This is a genomic window from Companilactobacillus futsaii JCM 17355 (assembly GCF_001435505.1).
GTDB classification, from domain to species: Bacteria; Bacillota; Bacilli; order Lactobacillales; family Lactobacillaceae; genus Companilactobacillus; species Companilactobacillus futsaii.
Genome location: NZ_AZDO01000053.1, coordinates 1 through 17,601 on the forward strand (window position 1 = coordinate 1; position 17,601 = coordinate 17,601).

Consider the following 17,601-nt stretch of genomic DNA (forward strand, 5'->3'; position numbering starts at 1 on the left):
CCTTTATGGGTTTTTGTGTCCACTAGTGTTCGGTTATATTTTACAATCTGCCATAAAAAAGAAGATATTACTAGATTTGTAGCAATATACTGCAATTCCAATAATATCTTCTATTTATTTTTTGAAGTAATTTATATAAAGATAGAATCCACAATCTAGTCCAGAATAGCAAAGAAAATTGGCTCAAATGTGAAATTTTCTTTGCTATGGAGGACGGCAATTAACACCTATATAACTTTATACTCCAAATCAACCAAACGATTACGAAGTATTTTTCCATTAGTAGAACGTGGAAACTCGTCAATTTGGCGATATTCCATGGGAACTTGATAATTTAACAGATTGTGTTTGCCAAAGTCAGCGAGATTGGCACTGGTCAAGAAAGCATTGTCGCGCAACGTTAGATAGGCGATAGGAACATTCTTTCCAGCACGCGATTTGGTACTGACAACACAAATATCCTTAATACCATTGACACTTCGGAAGACATTTTCTACTTCTTCAGGATAAACGATTTTATCCGCAATATAGATCAAGTCAGCTTGACGTCCTTTGAGATACAAGAAGTTGTCATCATCTAAATATCCAACGTCGCCAGTCTTGAAAAAGCCATCTTCAGTAAAACGAGATTGAAAAAGTTCGTCTTTGTTTAAATAACCTAACGCTACCGTTGGAGATTTGACTTCGATGCAACCGACATTGTCTTGATTGATATTAGTAATGCGAATTTGAGTCGTGAAGAAAGGCTGACCACAAGAGCCGGATTTGATTTCTGCATCATTAAAATTTAACGCTGAAATGTTAGCAGTCGTTTCTGTCATGCCGTATGATTGCAAAACTGGAATATCTAACATATTGCAACGTAAAACTGTCCAACTGTCAATTTGTCCTGTTCCCAAAAAGACACAACGGAAGTGTTCATTGTATCTTTTGCCTCGAGGAAGACCATTGAGCAATTCTCGCAATAACGGTGGCGTTAGGGAAATAATCGTAGCTCGTTCGTTGATTAAAATTTTATTGATTAAATCGATGTCGAAACCATCAATCAAGTAAACGCTAATCCCATAAATCAATGATCGCATGATAATTGAAAATCCTGGAACATTGAAGATAGGTAGCGATAAAACCCAAACGTCTTGTTTGTTGATGCCAAGATTTAAACTCGTTCCCATGGCGGAGTAAAAATAATTGCCATACGTCAACATTACGCCAATATCATTTTTGTCAGCACTCGGTGTGTAAAAGACCGAAGCAATTTTTTCAGCAGGGTATTCTGAAACGGGCTGATAGTCTAAATTGCCATTCATACTCAAAACTTCTGACATAAAAATCTTATCACAATCGATTTTTACGATTTCATCAGTGTGTGCTGAATCACTAATTAAAATAGTTTTGGGTTGGCAGTCATTGACTTGGTACTGCAAAGTTTCTAGTGGTAATTCGGTATCAAGGAAGATTGTTCGTGCCCCTAGTTGTTGAAGTGCTAAAATGGCAACGTAGCCATTAAAACAATTATCGGAAAATAAAGCTACGGGGTCATTTTCCCGAATGCCGCTAGTGTATAATTTGCCAGCAAAGGCTTGGACAGTTGAATTAAGTTCGCCAAAAGTGAAATCCGCGTGTTCTAGAATTAGAGCAATCTTATCGGGATCGAGTTTGGCACGTTTGACTAACCAGTTTTCCAAAATATGACCTCTTTTCCTTTAAAAATTTGATACGCTTAAGTATATAATTTGATTGTAAAACATAAAAACAATAAAATTTAACTAAGTTCTGAAAAAAATTGAGGTATAAAATGAGTTTGCTAGATGATTTAGGTATAGAAGTAGTCGAACAGGGTAGACACAAAGTGGTTTTGCAGCTGGATTTGACCGAAGAACACTTACAAATGGAAAATAATAAGACCGGTGTGATCAATGCGATGTTGTCCGAAACTGCCGCAAGCATTGGAGCAAACTTGAATGTTGAAGATGACAGTTCCGCTGCCGTCTTGAGTGTATCCTTACATAATTTAAACACACTTAAACTGGGAAAACTCGTTGTGGAAGCGATTTCTGTACGAGTTGGTGAAAATGTCCAAACTTGGCAAGCTACGACTCACTACGAAGAGAGTGCTATCAGCAATAGTTTGAGCACAATAACGTTAAAAAAAATCCAGATCTAATTGCGATAGATTCTGGAGTTAATGATTTCAAAAAAGGCTAAGACAATTAAGCTGACGCCAAATAATTGATATATAAATATAATAGTTTTTGAAGGGTTCAGAATAAACACGATTCCTGCAATCATTAGTAGGGCTGAATAAAAATAGTCCAAGTAGGGTGTGATCTGAACTCTTTTTGTCATTTCATGAGAATCTCGAAATTGGTTGATTCCGTTGACTAATAAAATAATTCCTAAGACTGGTGGCACTAATGGGATGAAATAACGGGCAAATAATAAAACTCCTAAAGCTAAAAACAATGCTCCAATGCCCAAACCAATGGCGATGTTATTTTCTCCCGTCAGTTTGCGAATACTTAAACCATCAATAATAGAAAGAATTCCGTAAATGGCAATGTAGCTGGAAACGATGTAAATAATGATGTTAAAGCTCTTAATTGGTGCAATAACGATTAAAATTCCTGTAGTTAGCAAAAAAATAAACCGTAACCAACGGTAAAGTTGGAACTGTCTAACCATTTTTATACTCCCCCTAAAAACTCTCTAAATATATGATAACAGAAAAGTTTTGAAATAGAATTAATCATAAAAATGTATTTCACAAGCTTATTTATAAATTTATAAACAGACTATTCTGGCAGTGATGAGCTTTTTACTTTAATTGTGAAACCAATGTGGTAATTTATAGTTAAGTAGATATTAGGAGGAATTAATATGAGTGTTCGTGCATCTGATAAAATGGTTGAAGTTTTAGCAAAGTGGGGTGTCGATAACATTTATGGTTTACCCGGGGATTCTGTTGATACAACCATTGATGCCTTATATCGAGCCCAAGATAAGATTAAATTCACACACGTTTTGCATGAAGAGGTTGCTGCCTTGTCTGCTGCTGCCCATGCTAAATTAACTGGAAAACTCGGAGTCTGTCTTTCTATCGGTGGACCCGGCGCAATTCATTTGTTGAATGGGCTATATGATGCCAAAATGGATCACGCACCAGTTTTAGCAATTTTAGGACAAGTTCAATCCAAGTTGCTCAATACTGATTTCTTCCAAGAAGTCGATACACACGTTTTATTCGATGATGTGGCCGTTTACAACAAAATTATTATGGACCCACAATCATTACCAAGAATTATGGATGAAGCTATCAGAACTGCTATTGCCAAAAAAGGTGTGGCTGTTTTGACGATTCCTGACGATATTCCTGACCATATGATCAAAGATAATTTCACACCTAACGTTGATAATTTCCAAATGGAAAACTACAAAGTCGACGATGCTCAAATCAAAAAAGCTCTCGAAATGATTAAGATTCATTCCAATCCTATTGTTTTAGCAGGTGTTGGGATTAAAGACGCCAAGAAAGAAACTAAGGAATTTATCGAGAAATACAAAATTCCAATCATTTTGACTATGCCAGCTAAAGGTCTAGTAGATGACGATCATCCGTATAATTTAGGGCAATTAGGTAAGTTAGGGACTAAACCAGCCTTTGAAATGATGCAAAAAGCTGACCTTGTTATCATGCTGGGAACTGACTATCCTTATGCTCCATATTTGAATAAAAAAGTTTCAGCAATCCAAATTGATACTAACGCGGATAGACTAGGTAAACGTCGTCACGTTGATGTTGCTATTCAAGCTGATGCTAAAGAAGCTATTAGTCGTTTGAATGAATTAGGTGAACCAGTCAAAGAACGTCCATTTTTGGACGAAGCTGTGGCAAAAATCGGTCAATGGCACAGCTGGATGCATGATGTTTATACGAAAAAACACACTGGTGTCTTGCCATCGTTGATGTTCCACAATCTCAGTCAAAGCGCACCTAGTGATACGATTTGGTCAATTGATGTCGGAACTTCGACCGCTTTTGGAGCTAGATTCTTAACTGCCAAATCTAGTCAAAAATATACGATTTCTGCTTGGTTAGGTACAATGGGATGTGCTTTACCAGGAGCAATTGCTGCTAAACATGATTTTCCAGATCGTCCCGTTTATGCAGTTGCCGGTGATGGTGCCACAGCTATGGTCATGCAAGATTTTGCTACTGCTGTCAGATATAATTTACCAATGTTGTACATCGTTTTGAACAACAAATTATTAGCCTTCATTGAATACGAACAACAATCTGCTGGTCAACAAAATTACGGAATTAGTTTGCCGGAAATTGACTTTGCCAAAGTTGCACAAGCTTGTGGTGGAATTGGTGAAAGAATCACGACCGATGAAGAATTTGCGGATGCAATTAAGAAGTATCGTCGTCCTGATAAGCCAGTATTGTTAGATGTGGCTGTAACTGACGAGGCTCCACTTCCGGGTAAAATCATGATGGATGAAGCTCATGGTTATGCTAAATTTGGTTTGGGCCATGTGATTGACAAGAAGAGTTTGCCAGAATTGCCACCAATGAAAGAAATCTTGCGTTCATTCTTGTAGGATAATGTTGATAGGATGGTGTTTGTGATGGAAGATAAGGAAAAGAGCCTTTGGGAAATTATTGCCAAGCAAAAAAAGAAATATGGCAATATTTCCACTCCTGAAGTTGATTGGGGAAAAGATATTGAACTTATAAAAGCATTAAATAAAGAAGATGATTCCTTTGACGGAATTCCTTTAGAAGAATTTAGAAAGAAGCATTCTCATAACTTATGAAAAAAATCCAGCTAAGAAATTAATCTTGGTTGGATTTTTTATTTTCAATAATACGTAATTTATAAACGTAAAAGGCGATTATCTAAGTTAAAAAAACATTGTGGTAGCAAAAAAATGCTATCTGATGATACAATTAGAAAAAATCAGAAAGGAATTTTAACTATGCTGATAGACTTTACAATGAAGAACTTTAAATCTTTTAAAGATGAGACAACTCTGTCATTAGAAACTGGTGAGCGACTTAGCAAGTTCAGAGAGAGTAATACTATTTCCATAGGAAAAATTTCCTTGCTAAAGAATTTACTTATCTTTGGGCCGAATGGATCTGGGAAATCAAATCTCTTAGATGGTCTCAAATTGATGCAAACTATGGTTACACAACCACCGCAAACAGTTAACGAAAAATTAATCGCAAATAATTTTAAATTAAATGATGAATCACAAAAGAAAGATGTCTTTTTTGAAGTAATTTTTAAAAGGGGAGTAAATATATACAAATACTCCTTTGCGTTTAATAAAACTAAAATTACACGAGAAACGTTGGCGGTTCTTAATAAAAATAATTGGAAAATATATTTTTCACGAGAAAATCAAGAATTTGATGTTAAAATAGCTAACTTTTCTGACGTTGAAAATAGAACCAATGAGAATAGATTATTTATTTTTGATGCTCAGCTCAATAATGATAAATATGCAATCGATGTTTTTAAGTGGTTTTCTGAAGATTTGATTTTTGTTGGGGATTTTACAGAGAATGATCATATTAGCCAAATGGCAGAAATACTGAAGACTCCTAAATTAAATAATCAGTTTTTGAAATTTCTTCATTTTGCTGACTTTAATATAAATGGTTTGGAAGTTGTTGAAGAGCCACTGTCATATTTTTACTTTCTTGATGCGATTGAAAAACCAAAAACTAGAATTAAACAGGTTAATCGTATTTATACCAAGCATAAAATTTATGATAATAACGGCGATGTAATTGGAACAAAGAAATTTCGATTAGAAGAAGAATCCCGTGGAACTCAAAAAATCTTTATGATAGCTTTGGCCTTTTTGAATGCCGAGTTAAATAATAATGGAAAAACTATCTTGTTTGATGAATTTGATGATTCACTTCATTTGGAGTTGTCTCAAGCAATGGTCAAAATTTTTAATTCTCAAGCTAATCAGAATCAATTCATCATTACTACTCATGAATTACAACTTCTGGATTCGGATGTTAGGGTTGATCAAATATACTTGGTTCAAAAAGATTTTCAAGGGGAGAGCAATTTAATTTCAATTTTTGATTTCAAAGATACTAAAAATACTACTCGCAGTGGAATTAGTTATATGAAACGCTACATTCAAGGAAGATTTGGGGCAACTCCGATTATTGACTCTGATGAGATGTTGGAGGCTTTGACCCAGATACAATCCGATTGTGGAGAAATTCAAGATGGCGAAGTCAGGAAAGGCAAAGCTTTTTAGAAGAACTAGCAAGAATTTACCTGAACAGAAAATAATTGGAATATTTTGTGAAGGAGCATCAGAATTACAGTATTTTAAAATGCTTCAGAGAAAATATGGAAAAAGTCTATATAGAAGTAATAATGATATGGTCAATAGCCAACCGTATACTAATGTTCAGAAATTTATAAAACCCATATTTGGTAGAGAAGACTAAAAAAATCCAACCGAGAAATTAATCTTGGTTGGATTTTTTGATAATTTTTTTAAAGTGGACTGAATTCCTTGATCACATATTCGGCAGGGAATTCTTTTTTGCCGTCTAAATGTTTTTGATATTTGGTCATATGCTCAATCTCGTTATAAGCATCTTCCAACTGCGACATCGTGTACTTTTGAGTTAATTCGTCGATTGATATTCCGTAAAATTTTGACAAGTAATCTAACAATTCATTAATTTTGGGCGAGATACCCACGAATTTATTCGTGGGAGGTAAGCCCGTCTCCTTTACTTTTTCTTTGGTCTACCAGCTTTACTTTTGGTAGTCCTTTGATTATTTATATATTTCTCAACTACTTCTTTACTCATGTCGCCTAGTGTACTCATGTAATAACTTCTTGACCATAGATTCCCTCCCCAAAATTGTTTACGTTTGATTTCTGGGTGATTTCTAAGGAATATCCTTGCACTTCCACCTTTTAACGCTTTAACAACATTCGTTGGTGAGTTTTTTGGTTTAAATGATATTAACATATGGACATAATCTTCCATGACTTCCATATTCTCGATAGTAATATCATGTAACTTACAAATGTAAGATAGTGTTTCTTTTAACTCGACTCTCAATTCTGGTGTGGTAAATGTTTTATTCCTATATTTAGTTACCCAAATCAAGTGAAAATGAAAATTATAAACATAACCGTCAGCATATATTGCATTTTTTATTTTATCCATTGAATTTTTTTATAAACCTCTCTAAATAAGTGTTTTTTTACAAATTGTACATGTATAATGCTAATTAGTAAATGACGGGAGGTGAAAAAATGAAAAAGAATGAAATGGAATATATGATGGGGTTGAAAATGAGAATCTACCCTAACAGAAGACAAGAAGAAATCTTCTGGAAAAACATTAATGCTTCTCGCTTTGTTTATAACAAGTTAGTCGCCAATAGTTGGACTGACTCACCAATTTATAGTAATAAGTTAGATAAGCTATTTCCCATTCCAGAAGAATACTGGAAGTACAATAAGAATGGTAAATTACTTAAAGCTAGTACAGTTCGTCCAACAGGATTAGCGCGTATTACTAAAGATAAGTACCCATGGTTAAGCGATAAGGACATTGACAGCGATATGTTATCTAAAGCTGAAATGAGCTATAAGTCAGCTTGGAATTTATTCCATAAAGTACATAAATCTGGAACGCCAAACTTTAAACGTAAATCTAATCCGAATCAAGGATATAGAACGTCTAATCATTACAGTTCAAACACTATTAAGAAAGATGGTGGTGTTCCATCCTTATACAATGGGTCAATCAAATTTTTAGATAATAAACACATTAGATTACCTAAAGTTGGTCGTATCAAAGTTAAACTGTCTAAAAGACTACCTAATAATCAATTAGTTAGAATAGCTACTGTTTCTATCAAACATTTACCTACTGGAGAATGGTTCGTTTCATTTTTGTTAAAGAGTGATGAGCCATTTAAAGAACAATTACCTAAAACAAACTCTCAAGTTGGTTATGATCTAAATACCGAAAACTTTTTAACTGATAGTTACGGCAATACCATTGATAATCCTAGGTTTTACCGCTCTATCAAAGGTAGATTAGCCAAAGAACAACGTAAGCTATCTCGAAGAGCTAGACGGGCTAAATCTGAAGGACGTAAACTTTGGAAATCTAAGAACTATCAAAAACAACGTAAACTAGTAGCTAAACTTCACGCTAAGGTAAGAAATCAACGTAAAGACTTCCTTCATAATCTCTCAACTACACTTATCAAAAACCACGATTTGGTAGTTGGGGAGAATTTGAAGAGTAAAAATATGTTGAAAAATCATGCTTTAGCTATGTCCATTTCAGATGTTGGTTGGAGAACATTCATTGGTATGTTGGAATATAAAGCCCCGATGTACGGTCGTATCTTTATTGAGATTGATCCAGCTTATACTACTCAACAATGTAGTGAATGTAAGTTTAGAATGGGTACGAATAATACCCGAAAACTAACTCTCAAGGATAGGGAATGGACGTGTCCTAATTGTGATACTCATCATATTAGAGATTGGAATGCTTCTAAAAATATCTTGGCTAAAGGTTTAATCGAATTATCTAAACCATTAACTGAAGATAGTCCAATATATAAGTAATAAGTGTACGGGCGTTTGGCAACTCACGTCCTAAATTCTGGTAATTAGCGCATAAGACGTTATGATTCCGATTGCTTAACAGCATGAGATATTGTAATGCAATGCTTTATCTGAATAAGTTGTGACTAGTAATTAAGTAGTGATGAGCTATTTAGTGAAGTTCACATGCCACTGACTTTAGTCAGTGCTAGTTGACTATCTTCTGTAATCATCATTACTGCCTCCGCCATCATAGTAGTGCCTAAATTAATTATTAGCAAATTCTCATTTTTTTTAGAAAGCTGATATATCAATGATGGTGTAATTGATGGCAAAAATTAACTAAAAAAATTCTCTAAATGAACGTAATATTTTTTAGAAAGCTGATATATCAATGATGGTGTAATTGATGGCAAAAATTAACTAAAAAAATTCTCTAAATGAACGTAATACGACAAATGCTGTCGCCCTCGATTTTTATAATTAAGTCATAAATTAATTGTTATGGAGGGATTTTAGTATGAAAGAAGAAAATAAATTTAGCTCTAACGAGAGTGAAAAGTTAAATAATTACTTAGAAGGAAAAATTTCTAGCTATCGTGATGAAAGAAACAAAGAAATAACAAAAAATGCTACAGAATATATAAAATTTTATGGCGATGAAGAAAAACCAAAAGAAGATATTAAAGATTTCTCTTGGGTATTAAATGCTGATAAAAAAGTATTGAATTTGGGTCGAGATAGTAAAGATGTAAAAAGTATAAAGTGGGGGATTTCCAATATGGTAATAGGTAATCCTGAATCAGCTGACTTTTATCTGTGTCTATTAAATCCCCGTGTAGAAGATGCAACAAAGAGTGCGAAAAATGTCCAAGAATATATTTTAAAAGAGACGGGAAAAAAATCCGAGGACGAAATTTCAGAGAAAATAAAGAATTCACCAAGCTATCTAAGAAATGAATTTTATTTTGATGTTGATCATTATAAAAAACATATAGATAACTATGATGAAGGGAAATCAGAAGATATTTCAAACGTTCTTTCAAATGAAATGCAAAATTTACAAGAAATTATAAAAGACGATAAGAATGAATATACAGATTTTCAATCTTGGTATGACGATTATACAAAGGGATACGATAATTTAAATGATAATAATGAAAAAAAGAAATATACGAAAAATAATCCGTTCCTACAGGCATACTATTTGCATTCATATTATAATTTCTTGTTTAGAAGTCAGTTCTCAGGGGGAAATGAACTAGCGGTATTTAATGGACTTTATGACAAGCAAATGAACGAATCATCCAAAATAAAGAATTTGAAAATTTGTGATTTAGAACTATTCCCATACAGAACAGAAAGTAAACCTTCAGATACATTATTTAAAAAAGGTAATTCGTATAAGGATTTGAAATCGTCTCAATATGTCGCTGATTTAATCATCAAGCGTATTCTTGATTACAAAAAGAAAGAACCAATATTTGTCTTTAGATCATATAGAGAGTGGTTTAAAGTCATCGAATATGAATTAGCTAAAGGATTGGGATGGATTGAAGATGGAAAAGAATTAACACGCGAGGAAGAATTAGAATTGTTAAAAAAATATGATACTAAATTGTGGCCATGTTTCTATGGTTTCTCTTCCGTTCAAAGTGGTAGTTTATCAAAAAATAATGTTGAAAAAGCGCCATTGATTGGAGTAGATATCGAAGAAGCAAAATATAACGATATCCAAAAAAACTTCAAATTAAATTAAATCCCAAAATCAGAGGTCAAAAAATGGAAAATAGACCACTAAGACTATTCCACTACCTACTAACGAATGCGCAAGCTCTGACTACCGAAGAACTGATACAAAAATGGGATAAGATATTTGACTTCGATCACAATATGCAAGTGTCCGCCAAAAGACGGGCAATCCAACGAGGATTAAAAAGTATTGAGGATGCTCTGAATGATCCACAAATGAAAGAACTTTTTATTTATCACAAGGAGCGAAGTGGCAAGGTTTACGAATATTCCATCGACTACAATGGCGAAACTTTTATCAATAATCAAGAAGCGTTAGTTTTGACCAAAATACTCTTAGCCAGCCGAGCTCTAAATAATCTGGAAACGACCACCATCATCAATAAGTGGCAAAATATGAATTCCACTAAGGCTAGAAAGACTATCAAATCGGCGGTAAACGAGAATTTTGACAACGAATCCTATATCATCGACAGCAATGACCGGGAAAAAACGATTTGGGGGTTGGAAGAATACATCCAAAGTCGTTCTAATATCAGATTTAATTATCGTAATTTAGAAGTGAGCGGTAGTCCCGAAGTTAATGAAGAAATATTGCCGCTGCACGTTTTTTTCGATAATTATTACTTCTTCCTGAAGGGCTATAAGTTTGAAAATAATCGTTCACAGTTTAAAACTTATCGAATCGATTGGATGAAGGATATCATCAAAGTTAAATCTAAGATTAAATTAATTGGTCAAAATATGCCCCAGAACTCCAAAGAAGATCCCAAGAGTTTGTTCGCTTATGACGGTGAAGAAAAGAGTCTTGAATTCGAGTATTACGGTTTTCCCGACTACATCTATGACAAATTTCCTCAAGTCGAACTGGAAAAAGTGGAGCCTGATAAACCAAAGAAGTTCGGCTTTCCAGTCCATAAGATGCGGGTCAAAATTCATTATTCGGACGGTGTCAAAATGTGGCTTTTGAGTCAAGCAACTGTTCTAAAAGTTCTTTCACCACCAGAAGTAGTGGAAGATTTGCGTAATTTATTAGAAGACGGGCTCAAAATGTATCCAAGAAAAGGAGAGAAAAATGAAATCTCAACAGATTTGGATAGTAAAGCTTAACAACAAAAACGATAAATTAAATCAAATAATGCACAAAAATTTGTCGTACTTCTTTTTGACTAATCAAGAATCGCAGTTGTTAAAAGATGAAACTTTGACTGATATTCCCTTGGACGATCACGACCCAAAAAAAGTAAAGTATGTCGTTGGTGTACCTGAAGAAACTAATCTGGTAGTTTGTTTGTATCGAGTTTCCGAAAAAAATCTAGAAATCAAAGATGATCATTTCACCTGGATAGTCGGTAAAGAAGTTGACCGTATTCCCGAATTCAACAATTTAGAAGTGGGTGACAAGATCCAATAGGCGACAGATTTTGTCTTTTATTATTTGTACAATGACCCTATCAATGAGATAAAAGGGGACATTACAATGAAACGAACAACTGAATACGATGTGAATTTGACTATCAATGGTGAGATAGAAAACGCCGATTTAATCATTTGCGGTTGGCATTATCAAAACGACTTCGACCAATTTGACCACAACATGTCGAGCAGTCCTAAACACGCTTTAATATCAGAAGTTAAGCGCTTACTAGCACAAGACCAAGTTCCTAGATTAGAGCTACAAGTTTACAAAAAAATCATCAATCGTTTCGGTGCGACTATCAAGTTTGGAGAAAATTATTCAACTGATGATATTTTTAAGAAACCAGAACCAATCGTTTCAGATGTCGAAATACCAGAAGACTTCGGCATTCATCTTTCTCAAACTATAAAAGACGAAATTGACGAAGAAACCGACGGTTTTGTCAAAGGAACTAATGCCAAACATTATCTTCCTGGCAACGCTTTTGAAGAAATCGATAAAGAATATGTTCAAGAAAGAAACAAGGAATATCGTCGCTTAATGGCAGCTTTTGACGACTTTACCAAAGATTATTCAGAAACTGACAAAAAAGTGCTAAAAAGAAATTTCAAAGCAAAACTGCAACATGAACTAACTCAACTAGTCAAAGAAAAAGCTGCTCAAGAAGATCATTATTATTTCTTAGAAACGTACTATTATCCACTTTTGACAGCCAAAGATAGTGGCAAAACTAGTGTCTTGCGGGATTTGTATAGTCGAAGAGATAACCCCGAGCAACTAATCGAAAGAATCAGTTCATTAAAGATTTGTAACATTGATCCTTACGTAAATTACGAAACCTTTCACAGCAATATTGAGTATTCGGATATGGTCGAAGAGATACGTCAAAACGAAGAACTGTACAATGTCAGTAAAAAAGTCGTCGACCGTGTAAAAGATGTCAAAACTAACGTCCGTCTAGTAGTAATCGGATATGAACAAATTTGGAAAAAGCTCTTTCGCAATGCCTATATGCATCACATTGGGAATGGATATCTCCTAATGGAAAGAAAACTTAATCAACATACTTATTGCCTAAGACGTGCAACTGACGGATTGACTTCCAAAAATATTTATCCGGTCGTCATTTCTGCAGCAGATTATGAAGATTTGAAAAATGATTTATTCTAAAATAAGCGGTTTCACTAGAATGGAAATTTCAATCTAATGAAACGGCTTTTTTTAATATTAAGACACTCACACTCAAAAATTAAAAACTTTTTAATAAGTATAAATGTTTCACAATCCCTATAGCCACGGTAATCATGTATCTTTCCTTGATTCTGTAAGCAAAAACTTTAATAAAAATCTTGCAAGTATATTAAAAAACAATTAAAATAGCAATATTTCAACCAATAAAAATTAATAGGGGGTGTCATTATGACAACGCAAAAAGTAGATCATGATCACGAGGTGGACCATCGATTGATTGTGCAAGAGAATAAGTACTACGCCAAATCTTCACGAATCAATTATTATGACCTTGTCATCGAATCTGCACACAATGCAACATTAGTCGATGCAGATGGAAACGAGTATATCGACTTGTTGGCAAGTGCTTCAGCCATTAACGTTGGTCATACGAATGAAAAAGTCGTGCAAGCAATTCAAGAGCAGGCCGAGAAACTGATTCATTACACACCTGCCTATTTTCATCACCGTCCCGGACAACAATTAGCTGAACGTCTAGCCAAATTAGTTCCTGGATCTGAGAAACAAGTGGCTTTTTCAAATTCTGGTTCCGAAGCCAATGACGCTATCATCAAATTTGCCAGAGCTTATACCGGTCGTCCTTACATCGTTTCCTTCATGGATTCGTATCATGGTTCAACTTACGGCTCAATGACACTTTCTGGAGTTAGCTTGAACATGGCTCGCAAGATGGGTCCATTACTTCCCGGAGTAGTGCACGTACCGTATCCAGACTTATATCGACGATATGAGAATGAAACGGAACACGACGTAGCTTTGAGATATTTCGATGAATTCAAGCAGCCTTTTGAAAGTTTCCTACCAGCTGATGAAGTAGCCTGTGTCTTGATTGAACCAATTCAAGGCGATGGCGGAATTAGAAAAGCTCCCGAAGAATTCATGCAACTAGTTTATGATTTTTGTCACCAAAACGGAATCTTGTTTGCCGTTGATGAGATCAATCAAGGAATGGGTCGCACGGGTAAAATGTGGAGCTACCAACAATTTAAGGATATCGAACCCGACTTGATGTCCGTAGGTAAGTCACTAGCTTCAGGGATGCCTTTGAGTGCCACGATTGGGAAAAAGGAAATCATGCAGAGTCTTGATTCACCAGCACACGTCTTTACTACCGCTGGAAACCCAATCTGTTGTGCCGCTTCAATGGCAACCTTGGACGTCTTGGAAGAAGAACAGTTGATGGACAAATCCAACGTCGAAGGGGCATACGCCGAAGAGAGATTTTTGGAAATGCAAAAGCACTATCCAGAAATTGGCGATGTACGAATGTATGGTTTAGATGGAGGAATCGAATTAGTTAAGGACCGTCAGACAAAGACTCCTGATCCTGATTTTGCCAACAAAGTTATTTATTATGCATTTCAACACGGAGTTGTTATGATTACGCTGAAAGGTAACATTTTGAGATTTCAACCACCTTTGGTCATCACGCACGACGAGTTGGATAAAGCGTTGAATGTGTTGGATGATGCATTTGCGACCGCAGAAAATAATCAAGTAATTATTCCAAGTAACGAAAAAATTGGTTGGTAATCAAGAGGAGTGTATTTTTTATGAGTGATTTTTTTAAACGTTTAACCTTAAAAGAAGATCCGAGTATTTATGAGGATAAAGATTCACATTTAGTTCGAGTTTTAACAGTTAAGGATTTCTTGGCTTTGGGTGTCGGGACGATTGTTTCCACATCAATCTTTACTTTGCCAGGGGTCGTTGCCGCACAACATACCGGTCCATCAGTGGTCTTTTCATTTATCGTGGCTGCTATCGTTGCCGGGTTGGTTGCCTTTGCTTATGCGGAGATGGCTGCCGCAATGCCATTTGCCGGGTCTGCGTATTCGTGGATTAATGTTATGTTCGGTGAGTTCTTCGGTTGGGTCGCTGGTTGGGCCCTGTTAGCCGAGTACTTCATCGCTTTAGCCTTCGTTGGTTCAGGGTTGTCCGCCAATTTTCGGGGGTTGTTGGAACCATTAGGAATTCACTTCCCGAATGCGATTGCCAATACCTTTGGTAATAACGGTGGGGTCGTTGATATCGTCGCTGTCGTCGTTATTGCCGCAGTCGCATGGTTGATTTCTCGTGGTGCCGGTGGTGCTGCTAAAGTTGAAAATATTTTAGTTGTACTAAAAGTTTTAGCTGTTTTAACTTTTATCGTTGTTGGTTTAACTGCCATTCATGTGGAAAATTATTTCCCATTTATACCAAAATATCGCTTGAACGCTGACGGAACTGCCTTTGGTGGTTGGCAAGGAATCTACGCCGGTGTTTCAATGATCTTCCTATCATATATCGGATTTGATTCAATCGCCGCAAACTCTGCCGAAGCTAAAAACCCCGGTAAGACAATGCCACGAGGAATCCTAGGATCATTATTGATTGCCGTTGTTTTGTTCGTTGCTGTTGCTTTAGTTCTAGTTGGAATGTTCAAATACTCTGATTACGCTAATAACGCTGAACCTGTTGGTTGGGCCTTAAGACATGCCGGTCATCCAATCGTTGCTAGTGTTATCCAAGCTGTTGCTGTTATCGGAATGTTCACCGCTTTGATTGGAATGATGTTAGCTGGTTCAAGACTAGTTTACTCATTCGGACGTGACGGAATGTTACCAAGTTGGTTAGGTAAGTTGAACGATAAGAATCTTCCTAATCATGCACTATTAGTTCTATCAATCGTTGGTATTTTAATCGGTGCCTTTTGTCCATTCGCCTTCTTAGCTCAATTGATTTCAGCCGGGACGTTGATTGCGTTCATGTTCGTATCATTGGGAATTTATCCATTGAGAAAACGTGAAGGAAAAGACATCGCCATGCCAGATTTCAAAGTGCCATTTTATCCAGTGCTACCAGCTCTAGGATTTATCGGTTCACTAATCATTTTCTGGGGACTAGATATTCAAGCTAAACTCTATGCTGGAATCTGGTTCGCTATCGGATTGGTTATCTACTTTGCTTACGGGATGCACCATTCAACTCTAGGCAAGAAGCATGACGCTGAAAAGAATAAATAAGACAAAATAAAAAGATGCAATAAATTTCTGGATTAAGGAATTTATTACATCTTTTTTAGTATCAATGATTGCAAACAAAAAACCGCCAATTTCCACAAGGCGGTTTTAAGTGCACCGTCAGTTGAGTCTTGTAAGGAGAAAACTGGCGACTACGGAGTAAAACTCCGGGAATAATTTTATACAAGAAGTATTATAGCATGTGCTTGGACATAAGAAAACTCAAATTTCAATTGAATTTGTTGTACAATTTGTATAAAAGGTACAATTTATTTATAAAAGTAAGTTGTATCAACTCTTATTAGTATAAAAATTATGCCAATTAAATAAATAGTAAAAAAATATGGGCAATTAGTGTGTCACTTTTTCGAATTAGCACTATAATGAACTTGTAACTAAGGAGGTTGTTGAAATATGGCAGAAGTAGATCCATCAAAGATGGCTGATGCAGCCATTGCAAAAGAACCAGAAGTATTGAACCTAAAGATGAGTGAGGCTTTCGACTGGAGCGATGATAAGACAGTTGTTCGTGACGCAATCTGGGATTATTTCATGGAGAACAACAATCATGACACAGTTAAGACCGAAGAAGCGGAGAAACCATTCCTTGATATGAAGGATGCTGACGTCCGTGATTGGGTCGAGAAAAACCTTAAAAAATAATAAGTCTTTAATTTTCCTCTAGATTCTGAGATAAGAAATCTAGAGGATTTTTTGTGCATTTTTTTAGAAAAATACGATATATAACATGAATATAAAAATAAGGAAGATTCTACTAAAATCTTCCTTATTTTTTGTGCGCTTCATTATAAACAATTGTCACTACATCATCGACTGCATTGAAGATGAAATCCATCACACGTTTCTTAAATTCCTTGCTGGAAACAAAATTAGTTATTTGTTTAGAAGTAAATTTAGTAAAAATTCTCGTTAAACGATTATTATTGATTTTCCCCATTATCTCATCCTCTTTTTCATCGTTTTGTAGATTTTCTTAAGAAATCGATTGTCAGTGATATGTTCTAAATGATCATATGCTAAATAATGTAATTGACGTTTTGACAGAGTGGGATGTGCAGTAATCTGTCCTTTCAAATAAATGTATAATTCTTGTGGCTTGAGATCGGTGTTCTTCGTGAATTCGTTCATTCTTTCATCAACAATCGCTTGAATTCCTTCATGAATAGCACCATAAAATAAACCATTTAATAAAACTTTGCGATGCGTACTAGCTTCATGTTCAACGTGCAATTTTAAATTGAGTTTCGTTTCGTCGTTGAAATCATCGATTTTTTTAGTTATTTGATGTAAATCCTTTTCTACAGTCATATCCCACACCCCTTATCAAATTAATTATAGAATGATATTTTTGGAAGTCCAAAGGAAAATTATGTGGACAAAACAAAAAAGCCTCCTATAAAATAGGAGACTTCATAAATATCAGGGAGGGTGGTTATATTAGTTTGTTTATTAAATTTCTCATTATAGTAAATGCAAGTATTCTTGTTTACCAACTACTATACTAAACACTAAATGTGAAGAAATTGT

General features: G+C 35.2%; 19 protein-coding genes. 13 read left to right on the forward strand and 6 right to left on the reverse strand.

Annotation, left to right across the window (positions count from 1 at the left end; all coding sequences use genetic code 11):
• Positions 1-227: 227 nt before the first annotated feature.
• On the reverse strand, positions 228-1,685 hold the full coding sequence (locus tag FC88_RS05125; protein ID WP_057813460.1) for an AMP-binding protein: 1,458 nt from the start codon (positions 1,683-1,685) through the stop codon (positions 228-230).
• 110 nt (positions 1,686-1,795) lie between these two features.
• On the opposite strand from FC88_RS05125, the gene FC88_RS05130 reads away from it, so the two are divergent.
• Positions 1,796-2,164 carry a PaaI family thioesterase gene (locus FC88_RS05130; protein ID WP_056945192.1) on the forward strand — a complete coding sequence of 123 codons (369 nt, stop codon included), beginning with the start codon at positions 1,796-1,798 and terminating at the stop codon, positions 2,162-2,164.
• Here FC88_RS05130 and FC88_RS05135 read toward each other — a convergent pair.
• The gene (locus tag FC88_RS05135; protein WP_057813462.1) at positions 2,161-2,682 is read right to left on the reverse strand and encodes a DUF308 domain-containing protein; all 522 of its coding nucleotides are present in this window, start codon (positions 2,680-2,682) and stop codon (positions 2,161-2,163) included. The genes FC88_RS05130 and FC88_RS05135 overlap by 4 nt on opposite strands.
• A 195-nt stretch (positions 2,683-2,877) precedes the next feature.
• Here FC88_RS05135 and FC88_RS05140 point away from each other — a divergent pair, with 195 nt between their 5' ends.
• From FC88_RS05140 to FC88_RS05155, 4 genes are all read left to right on the forward strand, one after another.
• Positions 2,878-4,602, forward strand: coding sequence for a pyruvate oxidase (locus tag FC88_RS05140; protein ID WP_057813464.1), 1,725 nt, complete (start codon positions 2,878-2,880; stop codon positions 4,600-4,602).
• 27 nt (positions 4,603-4,629) lie between these two features.
• Positions 4,630-4,818 (forward strand): hypothetical protein, encoded by a 189-nt coding sequence (locus tag FC88_RS05145; RefSeq protein ID WP_057813466.1) that lies wholly within the window; start codon positions 4,630-4,632, stop codon positions 4,816-4,818.
• A 114-nt stretch (positions 4,819-4,932) separates the two neighbouring features.
• Positions 4,933-6,291: an AAA family ATPase gene (locus FC88_RS05150; protein WP_235526904.1), complete on the forward strand. Its 1,359-nt coding sequence runs from the start codon at positions 4,933-4,935 to the stop codon at positions 6,289-6,291.
• Complete coding sequence (locus FC88_RS05155; RefSeq protein WP_057813468.1) at positions 6,260-6,487, forward strand: hypothetical protein; 228 nt, start codon at positions 6,260-6,262, stop codon at positions 6,485-6,487. Before FC88_RS05150 ends, FC88_RS05155 begins: the two co-directional genes overlap by 32 nt.
• A 49-nt stretch (positions 6,488-6,536) precedes the next feature.
• Here the strand turns inward: FC88_RS05155 and FC88_RS05160 are convergent, their stop codons facing one another.
• Together FC88_RS05160 and tnpA are read right to left on the reverse strand one after the other, a co-directional pair.
• The gene (locus FC88_RS05160) at positions 6,537-6,707 is read right to left on the reverse strand and encodes a hypothetical protein (protein ID WP_157060426.1); all 171 of its coding nucleotides are present in this window, start codon (positions 6,705-6,707) and stop codon (positions 6,537-6,539) included.
• A gap of 71 nt (positions 6,708-6,778) precedes the next feature.
• Positions 6,779-7,225, reverse strand: a complete 447-nt coding sequence (gene tnpA / locus FC88_RS05165) for an IS200/IS605 family transposase (protein ID WP_057813471.1) — start codon at positions 7,223-7,225, stop codon at positions 6,779-6,781.
• 89 nt (positions 7,226-7,314) lie between these two features.
• Here tnpA and FC88_RS05170 point away from each other — a divergent pair, with 89 nt between their 5' ends.
• The 8 genes from FC88_RS05170 (at position 7,315) to FC88_RS05205 (ending at position 16,716) form a co-directional block, all read left to right on the forward strand.
• Entirely contained in the window at positions 7,315-8,649 is a 1,335-nt protein-coding gene (locus tag FC88_RS05170) for an RNA-guided endonuclease InsQ/TnpB family protein (protein ID WP_057813473.1), read from the forward strand.
• Positions 8,650-9,148: 499 nt separating this feature from the next.
• On the forward strand, positions 9,149-10,387 hold the full coding sequence (locus FC88_RS05175) for a hypothetical protein (protein ID WP_057813475.1): 1,239 nt from the start codon (positions 9,149-9,151) through the stop codon (positions 10,385-10,387).
• A gap of 23 nt (positions 10,388-10,410) precedes the next feature.
• Positions 10,411-11,490, forward strand: a complete 1,080-nt coding sequence (locus FC88_RS05180; RefSeq protein ID WP_057813477.1) for a helix-turn-helix transcriptional regulator — start codon at positions 10,411-10,413, stop codon at positions 11,488-11,490.
• Positions 11,456-11,794: a hypothetical protein gene (locus FC88_RS05185; RefSeq protein ID WP_057813479.1), complete on the forward strand. Its 339-nt coding sequence runs from the start codon at positions 11,456-11,458 to the stop codon at positions 11,792-11,794. The genes FC88_RS05180 and FC88_RS05185 overlap by 35 nt, the downstream gene beginning before the upstream one ends.
• 66 nt (positions 11,795-11,860) lie before the next feature.
• The gene (locus tag FC88_RS05190) at positions 11,861-12,970 is read left to right on the forward strand and encodes a hypothetical protein (RefSeq protein WP_057813481.1); all 1,110 of its coding nucleotides are present in this window, start codon (positions 11,861-11,863) and stop codon (positions 12,968-12,970) included.
• Positions 12,971-13,219: 249 nt separating this feature from the next.
• Positions 13,220-14,584 carry an aspartate aminotransferase family protein gene (locus FC88_RS05195; RefSeq protein WP_057813483.1) on the forward strand — a complete coding sequence of 455 codons (1,365 nt, stop codon included), beginning with the start codon at positions 13,220-13,222 and terminating at the stop codon, positions 14,582-14,584.
• Positions 14,585-14,604: 20 nt separating this feature from the next.
• The gene (locus tag FC88_RS05200; RefSeq protein ID WP_057813485.1) at positions 14,605-16,056 is read left to right on the forward strand and encodes an APC family permease; all 1,452 of its coding nucleotides are present in this window, start codon (positions 14,605-14,607) and stop codon (positions 16,054-16,056) included.
• Between the two features lie 411 nt (positions 16,057-16,467).
• On the forward strand, positions 16,468-16,716 hold the full coding sequence (locus FC88_RS05205; RefSeq protein WP_119318724.1) for a P8 family protein: 249 nt from the start codon (positions 16,468-16,470) through the stop codon (positions 16,714-16,716).
• A 124-nt stretch (positions 16,717-16,840) separates the two neighbouring features.
• On the opposite strand, the gene FC88_RS12820 is transcribed toward FC88_RS05205, so the two are convergent.
• Positions 16,841-17,011 carry a hypothetical protein gene (locus FC88_RS12820; RefSeq protein WP_157060427.1) on the reverse strand — a complete coding sequence of 57 codons (171 nt, stop codon included), beginning with the start codon at positions 17,009-17,011 and terminating at the stop codon, positions 16,841-16,843.
• Positions 17,011-17,382, reverse strand: coding sequence for a hypothetical protein (locus FC88_RS05210; RefSeq protein ID WP_057813487.1), 372 nt, complete (start codon positions 17,380-17,382; stop codon positions 17,011-17,013). Before FC88_RS05210 ends, FC88_RS12820 begins: the two co-directional genes overlap by 1 nt.
• Positions 17,383-17,601 lie beyond the last annotated feature (219 nt).

Excerpts from the sequence above, each read along its gene's own strand:
- FC88_RS05130 (WP_056945192.1), top strand. The coding sequence starts at position 1,796 with ATGAGTTTGCTAGATGATTTAGGTATAGAAGTAGTCGAACAGGGTAGA.
- FC88_RS05135 (WP_057813462.1), bottom strand. The coding sequence starts at position 2,682 with ATGGTTAGACAGTTCCAACTTTACCGTTGGTTACGGTTTATTTTTTTG.
- FC88_RS05140 (WP_057813464.1), top strand. The coding sequence starts at position 2,878 with ATGAGTGTTCGTGCATCTGATAAAATGGTTGAAGTTTTAGCAAAGTGG.
- FC88_RS05145 (WP_057813466.1), top strand. The coding sequence starts at position 4,630 with ATGGAAGATAAGGAAAAGAGCCTTTGGGAAATTATTGCCAAGCAAAAA.
- FC88_RS05150 (WP_235526904.1), top strand. The coding sequence starts at position 4,933 with ATGCTATCTGATGATACAATTAGAAAAAATCAGAAAGGAATTTTAACT.
- FC88_RS05155 (WP_057813468.1), top strand. The coding sequence starts at position 6,260 with ATGGCGAAGTCAGGAAAGGCAAAGCTTTTTAGAAGAACTAGCAAGAAT.
- tnpA (WP_057813471.1), bottom strand. The coding sequence starts at position 7,225 with ATGGATAAAATAAAAAATGCAATATATGCTGACGGTTATGTTTATAAT.
- FC88_RS05170 (WP_057813473.1), top strand. The coding sequence starts at position 7,315 with ATGAAAAAGAATGAAATGGAATATATGATGGGGTTGAAAATGAGAATC.
- FC88_RS05175 (WP_057813475.1), top strand. The coding sequence starts at position 9,149 with ATGAAAGAAGAAAATAAATTTAGCTCTAACGAGAGTGAAAAGTTAAAT.
- FC88_RS05180 (WP_057813477.1), top strand. The coding sequence starts at position 10,411 with ATGGAAAATAGACCACTAAGACTATTCCACTACCTACTAACGAATGCG.
- FC88_RS05185 (WP_057813479.1), top strand. The coding sequence starts at position 11,456 with ATGAAATCTCAACAGATTTGGATAGTAAAGCTTAACAACAAAAACGAT.
- FC88_RS05190 (WP_057813481.1), top strand. The coding sequence starts at position 11,861 with ATGAAACGAACAACTGAATACGATGTGAATTTGACTATCAATGGTGAG.
- FC88_RS05195 (WP_057813483.1), top strand. The coding sequence starts at position 13,220 with ATGACAACGCAAAAAGTAGATCATGATCACGAGGTGGACCATCGATTG.
- FC88_RS05200 (WP_057813485.1), top strand. The coding sequence starts at position 14,605 with ATGAGTGATTTTTTTAAACGTTTAACCTTAAAAGAAGATCCGAGTATT.
- FC88_RS05205 (WP_119318724.1), top strand. The coding sequence starts at position 16,468 with ATGGCAGAAGTAGATCCATCAAAGATGGCTGATGCAGCCATTGCAAAA.
- FC88_RS12820 (WP_157060427.1), bottom strand. The coding sequence starts at position 17,011 with ATGGGGAAAATCAATAATAATCGTTTAACGAGAATTTTTACTAAATTT.
- FC88_RS05210 (WP_057813487.1), bottom strand. The coding sequence starts at position 17,382 with ATGACTGTAGAAAAGGATTTACATCAAATAACTAAAAAAATCGATGAT.